This window comes from Actinomycetota bacterium, assembly GCA_040754375.1.
GTDB lineage: Bacteria > Actinomycetota > Acidimicrobiia > Acidimicrobiales > AC-14 > JBFMCT01.
On record JBFMCT010000071.1, the window covers coordinates 1 to 9,036 of the forward strand.

At 73.3% G+C, this 9,036-nt stretch carries 7 protein-coding genes; 1 reads left to right on the forward strand and 6 read right to left on the reverse strand.

The window, feature by feature from the left end:
* The 6 genes from AB1673_16970 to AB1673_16995 all read right to left on the reverse strand — a co-directional run.
* On the reverse strand, positions 1–897 hold an 897-nt coding region (locus AB1673_16970), incomplete at its 3' end, for a MoaD/ThiS family protein (protein MEW6155650.1).
* 2 nt (positions 898–899) lie between these two features.
* On the reverse strand, positions 900–1,763 hold the full coding sequence (locus AB1673_16975; GenBank protein ID MEW6155651.1) for a MaoC/PaaZ C-terminal domain-containing protein: 864 nt from the start codon (positions 1,761–1,763) through the stop codon (positions 900–902).
* Between the two features lie 165 nt (positions 1,764–1,928).
* Positions 1,929–2,777 carry an alpha/beta fold hydrolase gene (locus tag AB1673_16980; GenBank protein ID MEW6155652.1) on the reverse strand — a complete coding sequence of 283 codons (849 nt, stop codon included), beginning with the start codon at positions 2,775–2,777 and terminating at the stop codon, positions 1,929–1,931.
* Positions 2,729–4,228, reverse strand: coding sequence for an AarF/ABC1/UbiB kinase family protein (locus AB1673_16985; GenBank protein ID MEW6155653.1), 1,500 nt, complete (start codon positions 4,226–4,228; stop codon positions 2,729–2,731). The genes AB1673_16980 and AB1673_16985 overlap by 49 nt, the downstream gene beginning before the upstream one ends.
* Positions 4,229–4,260: 32 nt before the next feature.
* A complete protein-coding gene (locus AB1673_16990; GenBank protein ID MEW6155654.1) occupies positions 4,261–4,641 on the reverse strand; it encodes a TraR/DksA C4-type zinc finger protein in 381 nt (126 codons plus the stop codon).
* 35 nt (positions 4,642–4,676) lie between these two features.
* The gene (locus AB1673_16995; GenBank protein MEW6155655.1) at positions 4,677–7,442 is read right to left on the reverse strand and encodes a CHAT domain-containing protein; all 2,766 of its coding nucleotides are present in this window, start codon (positions 7,440–7,442) and stop codon (positions 4,677–4,679) included.
* Between the two features lie 173 nt (positions 7,443–7,615).
* Between AB1673_16995 and AB1673_17000 the strand changes: the two genes are divergently transcribed.
* Positions 7,616–8,821, forward strand: a complete 1,206-nt coding sequence (locus AB1673_17000; protein ID MEW6155656.1) for a S8 family serine peptidase — start codon at positions 7,616–7,618, stop codon at positions 8,819–8,821.
* The last annotated feature ends 215 nt before the right edge of the window (positions 8,822–9,036 follow it).

The following is a 9,036-nucleotide window of genomic DNA, read 5'->3' on the forward strand; positions in this document are numbered from 1 at the left end:
GCCGCCAGGCGGCGGGGGCGGTGGGGCGCCGCGGGAGCCGGGGGTGCCGGGCGGGGGCGGTGGGGCGGCGGGCCGCAGGCCGCCGGTGGACGGTGGCTGCGCCCCGAGAGGCGAGCCGGGGGCACCTGGGACGGGTGCCGGCGAAGCCGGTACGGGGCGCCGGGAAGGTCCGGTTGCCGGCGGGGGCGGGGCCGCGGGGCGGGGCCCACCAGGCGGGGGAGGCGGTGGCGCCCCGCGGTCGGTAGCGCCGGGCGGATGCGGCGCAGCGGGAACACGCGTACCGGAGCCGGCGGGGGGTGGGCCAGGTGGGCGCGTTCCCGAGACGGCGGGTGGCGGGCCAGGGGCGCGCCAGGACGGGGGGCTGGGTGGCGGGGGCGGGGGTGGGGCCGCGGAGGTCGGGCGCCGGGCGCTCGGGGGTTCAACCGAGGAGGGAGCGGGCCCGGCGGGGCGGGGCCCGGCCCCGCCCGGGTGGCCGGCGCCCGTCCCGGCACCCGTCCTGATGGGCCCGGCGGGTGGCGGGGGTGGCGGGGGCGGAGGCGGATCGGCCATCGGGGGATGACCGGCCAGGAACGGGGCGCCAGGCACCGGGGCGGCCCGGGGAGGAGCGGGCGGAGCCAGCACGGGGGCGGCGTCGGGGGCCAGGGTGGCCCCGGGCGCTCCCGACCCGCCGGACACGGGCGGCAGCACGGCGACCACGTCCTCGTCCTCCAGGACCATGGTCGGCTCCGCGGGCTGGCCGTTCACCCAGATCCGGCACCGCTCCAGCACCTCGACGAACGGGGCACCGAACCGCTCCCGGGCGGCGTCGAGCACGTCGGCCACGGTGGCCCCGGCCACCTCGACCCGGGCTTCCCCGGCCGCCTCGCGAGCGGCCGCGAACAGGCGCAGTACGGCCACGGCTACCCCCTCACCTCGGCCCAGCCGTCACGGACGACCAGCTTGCCCCCACTGGCCGCCTCGAAGGCAAAGCCCCGGCCCTCGCCCTCGCCGTCGCCGTCGCCGTCGCCGTCGCCGTCGTAGACGGACACGGTCAGGTCGTTGCCCGGGAACACGGGCCGGGAGAAGCGCACGGCCAGGCGGGAGAGCCGTTCGGGCTGGCCGCCGGCCACCGAATCGACCACCACCGAGCCGCACATGGCCATGGTGCACAGGCCGTGGAGGATGATCCCCGGCAGGTTGACGCTCCGGGCGAACTCGTCATCGACATGGATGCGGTTGTCGTCGCCCGAGGCGTCACGGTAACGGTAGGTCTGGTCGAGGTCGACGGCCTTGACCACCTCGGCCACCGGGCGCGACCGGGCGCCGTCGGGGAAGGCGTGCACGGGCCGGTCCGGGCCCAGGTCGGCGGGCGCCTTCATGTGGCGGATGAACATCGTGCTGAACTGCTCCAGCACCAGCCGCTCGTCGTCGTCGACGCTCTCGATGTGAACAGTCACCCACGTCCCCGAGCGGGCCACCCGGACGCTGTAGATCGTGGCCCCGGTGTGGATCGCCGTGCCCGGGACCATCGGCCGGTGGAAGCGCATGTCCTGCTCGGCGTGGAGCAGCATGCGCCAGTCGTCGGGGGTGATGACCGTGTTGATGGTGTCGATGGACACACCCCAGGTGGGCACCACGCCGAACACGGGCGGGGCCAATCGGCCCTCCAGGTAGGCCGGGTTGGGGTCGTTGGTGGCCAGGGCGTAGGCGCGGGCCATTATCGGGTCGACGACGGTCGTCCGTCGCCCCGCGTCGTCGCCCGCCGTCGGTTGGGGAAGTGCCACGGCGCCGCTCCTGGCTCGCACGCTCCCGCGACCCTAGTCGCCTCCACGGTCGAGATCCGCCTCGCTTCTCGCCCTACCCTCGGTTGGTCCTGGCTCACTGGCCTGCGTCAAGACCGCTTGGGGTCACGCGAGAAGCGAGGCGAACCTCTCCGGATGAGGCACTAGCTACTTCGGTCCGGGGCCGGCCTCCACGGCGCGGCGCAGTTCGGCCACCAGCCGGTCGGCGAAATCAGCGGTCAGCAGGTCGGTGCCGTGGCCCGCCTCGCGCTCGAGCCACAGGGCCTTGGGCGGTCCCGCCCACTCCATCAACGTCTCGGCGTGCTCACCCCCGAAGTAGTGGTCGGCCGGGTCGTGCACGACCAGCGTGAAGGCCGGGGCGATCTGGGCCACCACCGCCCGGGAGTCGGGCACACCGTCGCAGCGGTCGGCGATGCGGGTGTGGAGGGCATAGGTGAGCACCAGGCGGCCGGCCCGGCTGGTGGCGAACCGGTTGATCCGCTTGGTCGCGGGCGTCTCCCAGGCCCCCCACCGTGACGGCGAGCTGACGGCCACCACCCCGGCCACGCCCCCGAAGGTCCCGGCGTGCAACAGAGCCGAGGCCCCGCCCAAGCTCACGCCGATGGTCACCACCGGCACGTCCGGCCACCACGTTCGGGCCGCGGCCACGGCCGCCTCCACGTCGAGGGGCTCGTCCCGCCCCAGGGTGCTGACCCCACCCGAGCGGCCGTGGCCCCGCAGCTCGGGCACCAACACGTTGGCGTCTCGGGCCAGGCGGTGGGCGAACCAGTGGATCCGGGGCGTGCGCGACGAGTGCACCAGGCCGTGCACCAGCACCACCGAGGCGAAGGCCGATGGCGGGCCGGCCAGCCGGGCGCCGGCCAGGCGCACGCCGTCGGAGGTGACCAGCGACAAGGCCTGGTCGGGCCGGTAGCCGGGTACGAAGGCGTACTTGCGGAAGTAGTTGGTCAGCGCGCGGCCGTAGCTGGCCGGTCGCGCTCTCGCTTGGCTCGCCATTCGGCTTCGATCAGGCCCAGTTCGGTGGAGGGAGGAGCATCGTTGAGGTATTCGGAGAGGAGACGGCCCCAATTGGCCGTCACCTCCATCTTGCCGAACAGCGCGCTGAACCCCCATACGACCCGGTCGAGGATCACGTAGGACGGAGGCATGTTCAGCGACTTGATGAGGTCGCCGTACTCACCGCTGATGTCGAGCATGCGCTGCAACGTCTGGCCCACGAACTTCGAGGTGTACGTGAACCGTTCGAGCTGGAACGGGATGTAGGGCTGGCTGCAGAACTCGTAGAGGAGGTCCTCGGACTGGCCGTGGTCGCGGGGCAGGAACCCGGCGCCGACCAGCGCCCGCACCAAGCCGGGGGGGTCCTGGCGCAAGATGGCGTCGAGGATGGGGCTGAGGGTCTCGAGCTCACCGGGGGCCCACCGCTTCACCAGCCCGAAGTCCAAGAAGGTCACCTTGCCCTTCTTGGGGTGGAAGCGGTAGTTGCCGGGGTGGGGGTCGCCGTTGAACACCCCGTGGTGCCATATCGAGCCCTCGGCGAACCGGAACAGGGTCTCGGCCGCCCGCTGCTTGTGCTCGACGGTGGCCGTGTCTAAGAACTCCTTCCACGACAGCCCGTCGACCCACTCCGAGGTGATCACCCGGCGGGCCGAGCGCTCGGGCACCACGTCGGGCACGTGGATGAACGGGTGGCCCCGGTAGCGGTCGGCGAACTCGGACTGGTAGCGGGCCTCCTTGCGGTAGTCGAGCTCGTCGCCCATGCGCTCGCGCAGCTCGTCGACCATGGCCTTGACGTCCATGTTTCTGAGGGCGAACGCCGCGAACAGCCCGTAGAGCAACTCGGCGTTGTCGAGGTCGCTCTTGATGGCCTTGTCGACCCCCGGGTACTGCACCTTGACGGCCACCTCCCGGCCGTCGGGCATGACGGCCTTGTGGACCTGGCCGATGGAGGCGGCCGCCGTGGGCACGGGGTCCCAGGCCAGGAACAGCTTCTCGGGGTCGGCCCCCAGTTCGTCACGGATGACCTGCTCGGCCAGGCTCGGGGCCATGGGCGGCACGTCGGCCTGGAGGGTGGCCATGGCCGCCTGGGCCTCAGGGGGCAAACCGTCGGCGATGAACGACACCATCTGGCCGGCCTTCATGATGGCGCCCTTCATGTTGCCGAGGACGGCGGCCACGTCCTGGGCGGTGCGGATGGCGAACTGCTCCTCGAGCCTGGCCCGCTTCTCCTCGCTGGCCTTGTGGCCCCGCACCTTGAGGGTGGCCCAGGCCAGCAGCCGCCGGGCCGACAGGCGCCACATACGGGCCTGGCGGTCGAGCCGGTTGCGGCGGTCCTCGTCGCGCAGGGCCACGCCCACGCCGACGGCCACGGCCGCCGTGCCCGCCGCCCCCCAAGGCGCCGCCCGCCGGGCCCACGGCCGCCACCCCCCGTTCTTGTCGCGCTGGGGCACCTGACTTCGTGCTTATTCGCGCCCGGGAAGGTTCACTGGTCGGCAGTCGTGCGGTACTGGCGTTCGGCCGCGGCCTGGTCGTTCACGCACAGGCGGGCGGCGGGGACGGCCTCCAGGCGCTCCTCGCCGATGGGTTGGCGGCACACCTCGCAGATGCCATAGGTCCCGTCGCCGATGCGAGCCAGGGCGCGTTCGATGTCGGCCAGCTCGCTCTCGACCTGTTCGAGGATCGACAGGTCCTTCTCGCGCTCGAAGGTCTCGGTGCCGACGTCGGCCTGGTGCTGGTCGAAGTCGGACAGCTCCGAGAGGCTCTCGGCCTCGCTCTCGTCGCCCTCGCCGTCGAAGGTGCCCTTGACCTGCTCGAGGCGGGCACGTTCGGCTTCGAGCCGCTGGCGTGCGTCGTCGGGTTCCATTGCTCCTGAGCCTACCGGTGCCCCCGCCCTAATCCTCAGGCAGCCGGGAGAAGTTCGACGAGGCTCTGCAGGGGTGCGGCCGTAGGCGACCCGGCCCGTTCGGCCAGATGGAGCAGCTCGCGCACGTGGCGGACGACGGTGTGGCGCTCGGCGGGCGACGAGCGCACGGCGAACACCTGGCGGTAGCAGTCGGCCACCTCGGCGGGCCCACCCTCCAGCTCGCCCCGCACCAACCGGGTGAGGGCCTGGTTCCCGGCGGCCGCCCGGGCGAAGAAGGCCTGCCCCGGAGGGGGGTCGGCCTCCAGGCACTCGACCAGCTCGGCCATGTCGGCGGCTTCCAGTTCGGCCCCCAGGGCCACCAGTTGCAGGGCGTTGTAGGCGCCGTAGGGGTCACGCTGGCCCGGCGCGGGACGGCTGAGGCGCCAGCCCGCCAGGTAGTCGCGGGCCGCGGCCGACAGCAGGGCCCGGGTCTCGTCCGCGGTGGGGGCCAGCAGGGCTTCCCGCTTGTGCCAACCGCCCCGGTAGTTGTGGCGGGCAGCCGTGGGCCCGAGGAGGTCGAGCACCTCGAGCCGCTCCCCCGCCACCCGGCGAAGGTCCTCCACCGAGGCCAGGGCGTCCAGTCCCGGCGCCTGCTCCTGGCCCTCAGCCAGCAGGGCCATGGCCAGGCGGTGCTCGTAGTTGGCCAGCCGTTCGACGGCCTTGATGGGCAGGGTGGCGTCGCCACAAGCCAGCGCCTTGCGATAAGCGGCCACCGCTTGGTCCAACAGGTTGAGCTGGCCGTAGGCCCGGCCCAGGGCGCACAGCACCTCGGCGTCCTCCGGCCACCCCCGCTGGGCGTGCGCCCGGTAACCCTCCAGCGTCTTGGCCAAGGCCTCGGCGTACTCGCCTTCGGCCTCCCCGCCCGACACGGCGACATCGTCGAGCGCCCGCACCAGTTCGTCGGCCGACACGAAGGCCGGGGAGGTGTCCTGGCGGGTGTGGCGGCTCACCAGGCGGAAGCCGGGGTCGCCGTAGCACTGGTAGGCGGCCCACGTGTTCGACGCCCCGCCGTCGGCCTCGAAGGCGGCGTCGCGCGCCAGGCGGACGGCGTCGCCGTAGGTCGCGCCGGCCAGCATGTTCTCGTAGAACGTGCGGGCGAACTGCTCGGCCGCCATGTCGGCCACCGACCACCCGGCGGCCACCACGGCCTTGACGCCGGTGACCATCAGCGCCCGGGACACGCTGGCCGCCAACTGGTTGGCCCGCCGGCGGGCAAAGGCGTCGGCCGCCGGCTGGGAGGGCTCGTCGACGACCGCCGCCCCCACGCTGGCCAGGTGGCAGCAGTTGAGAAAGACGATGTCGGGAGGGCGGCGCAGGGTCGAGAACATGGCCGCCGTCAGGTACTGGTCGGGCCCGATGACCACACCGCCGAGGGGCCTCTTGTCGCCCCGGTCCCGGAAGTAGCCGTGGGCCGCGATGTGCACGATCTGGTGGTCGGTCGAGTACAGGCAGCTGAGGATCTCAGGACCAGCCTCGGGAGCCGGCGCGACCGCCTCTCCGGCCCCCGCCCCAGCCCCGGCGGGCTCCTCGCCGTAGACCAGCTTGATCACCGGCATACCAGCCCCGGCCAATAGCTCGGCCACCGTGGTGGCCTCCCGCCGGGCGCCCGCCAGCCGGGCGAACCCCGGTCCGCCCGGGGGGTCGCCGACGACCAGAGCCGACGGCGTGCCCGACGGGGCCTCCACCCGCCTCCCCAGGTCCAGGCGTAGCTGGCGCAGGAGACCCGCCCGCCGGGCCAGGGGCCGGGCCCCGTCGAACGAGCCCCGGTCGGTGAGGGCCTCCCACGGGAAGTCGGCGGTGTGCTCGTCCAGCACGAGCTGGACGTTCTCGGCGTTGGCCAGCTCCCGCTTCAGCTCGTTGGGGAACAGCAGCTCGAACAGGGCCGTGTTCACGCGGTGGTCGGCGGCCGGCCTCTGCACGGCGTCGCTCAGCATCGACCCGACCAGCCGCGTGTCGACCACCTGGGTGAGGCGGTCGGCCCCGGCCTGGGCACCGAGTGACGTGATCTCCAGGACCATCTGGCCGTCGCGGTCGGGGCGGGTACCCGACACGATGAGCCGGCGCCACATCCCCGCGCCGTACTCCGCCCCCCATCGGGCCGGCCGGCGGCCCTCGCCCGGGCGCAGGCGGCCCTCGGGCAGCAGGGTCACCGTCGAACGTAGCGAAGCCGGCAACAGGCGCTCGATGTCCCGCACGACGTGGGCCGCCTCCTCGGCGGGCGTGGCGTAGAGCTCGACGACCTCCAGCGCCCCCACCCGGGCCTTGGTGGCGCCGCCCTTGGCCAGCGCGTCGTTGGCCAGCGCCACCCCCTCGACCAGGGCCGCAACCGAGGCCGGCAGAGTCAGGCTGGCCAGGCCGTAGGTGCCGATGAGCACGCTGGAGAGGCCGATCTCGTCGGTCGCGCCGGGCACCAGTGTCCGGGGGTCAGGGCGCTCGGTCCAGCGCAGCACGTGTTCGAGGGCAGCGTTGCGCACGGCCCGGGCCAGCCCGCTGGCCGTGAGCTCGCCCCGGGCCCCGAGCCCCACCACCAGCGCCCCCGGGGGACGCTCGCGGTCGTTGGTCAGCCGGACGACATCGCCGATCTCGCTCGGGTAACGGTCGAGCACCTGGCGGTTGGACAGGCGCCAGCCCAGGCAGCGGTCGAGGTAACCCTCGGCACCGGCGATCGGGTCGCCCCGGTAGTGCCCCACCAGCACCGGGTAGCTGGCGAAGAGCAGGCTCCCGTGCAGCACGTGCAGCCGCAGCGGCTTGGCGGCATCCACCGCTCGCGACTCTACCGGCGAGGGGCGCAGGGCGCGCCGGAGGATCGGCCGCTACGCTCCTCGGCGGCACGGTCGTCCTACATGTACGAGACGGGTCCTGGCGAGGTTCACAAGGACCACAAGGCGAGACTGCGGGGCCAGCCCCCGCCCACACCTCGGACAAAGGGGAAACAATGCGCGAGTACATCGTCCTTCGTGACCTCCAGCCCACCCGCACCTCCGAACCGTTCGGCGGCGGCTTGCGGGGGCGTACCGCCGGGCCGGCGCCGTCGGCCGCCATGGAGGCTCCGCCTGAGCCCCGTCTCGAAGTCGAGAACCTCGAGAACCGGGACCTGCGGGAGATGGCGCGCGACCCCGAGGTGGCGGCCATCGCCCCGCCCATGCCCACCCGCCTTATCGAGCCTCGGGCCCTCGACGACGACGCGGCCGCGGCCGCCGCGGGCGACGCCTGGGGCATCGCCGCCGTCGGGGCCGACTCGTCGGCCTTCACGGGGGCGGGTGTGACGGTGTCGGTGCTCGACACCGGTATCGACTCCGCCCACCCCGCGTTCTCGGGCGTGAGCATCAACGAGAAGGACTTCTCGGGCAGCGGAGAGGGCGACCGCCAAGGCCACGGCACGCACTGCGCGGGCACGGTGTTCGGCCGCGACGTGTCCGGCAGCCGCATCGGCGTGGCCCGGGGCGTCACCAACGTGCTGATCGGCAAGGTGCTGGGCGACAGCGGCGGCGGCTCGTCCGACATGCTGTTCAACGGCATGCAGTGGGCCGTGCAGAACGGGGCCAACGTCATTTCCATGTCCCTCGGGTTCGACTTCCCGGGCATGGTCAAGGGCCTGGTGGCCAACGACTGGCCGGCCGACCTGGCCACCTCGCGAGCCCTGGAGGCCTACCGGGCCAACCTCCGTATGTTCGATGCGCTCATGGGCCTGATCCGCGCCCAGGAGGGGTTCGGCCCGGGCACCATCGTGGTGGCCGCCTCGGGCAACGAGAGCGAGCGCCAGATCGACCCCGACTACGAGATCGCGGCGTCGCTGCCGGCGGCTGCCGAGGGCGTCGTGTCGGTAGGGGCGCTGGGCCGCCAAGGCAGCGTGTTCACCATCGCCCCGTTCTCCAACACGTTCCCCCAGATCGCGGCCCCGGGCGTGGCCGTGAAGTCGGCCAAGACGGGCGGCGGCCTCGTCGAGTTCAACGGCACCTCGATGGCCTGCCCCCACGTGGCCGGCGTGGCCGCCCTGTGGTGGGAGGCGGTGCGCTCGTCGCCCGTGCCCGCCACCGCCCGCACCGTGCTGGCCAAGCTGCTGGCCTCGGCCCAGACCGGCGGCTTCGCCCCCGACGTCGACGTGGCCGACCGCGGCGTCGGCATCGTCCGGTCGCCATAACGGCCCGAGTGGGCTTCACCGGCTGATCCCGCGCCTACCGCGCGGCGGTGCCCACCTGGCGTACCGCGGCCACCACCTTGACCGGCCTCTGAGGTGTGAATCACTCGCTGGTACCGCCGCATGGGCGCGCGCCAACAAGGCGGGGGTTGACCTTGGTTTGCGGCTCAGGCGGCAGGTTCGAGGGTGACCTTGTGGCCCATGGCCTCCAGTTGGGC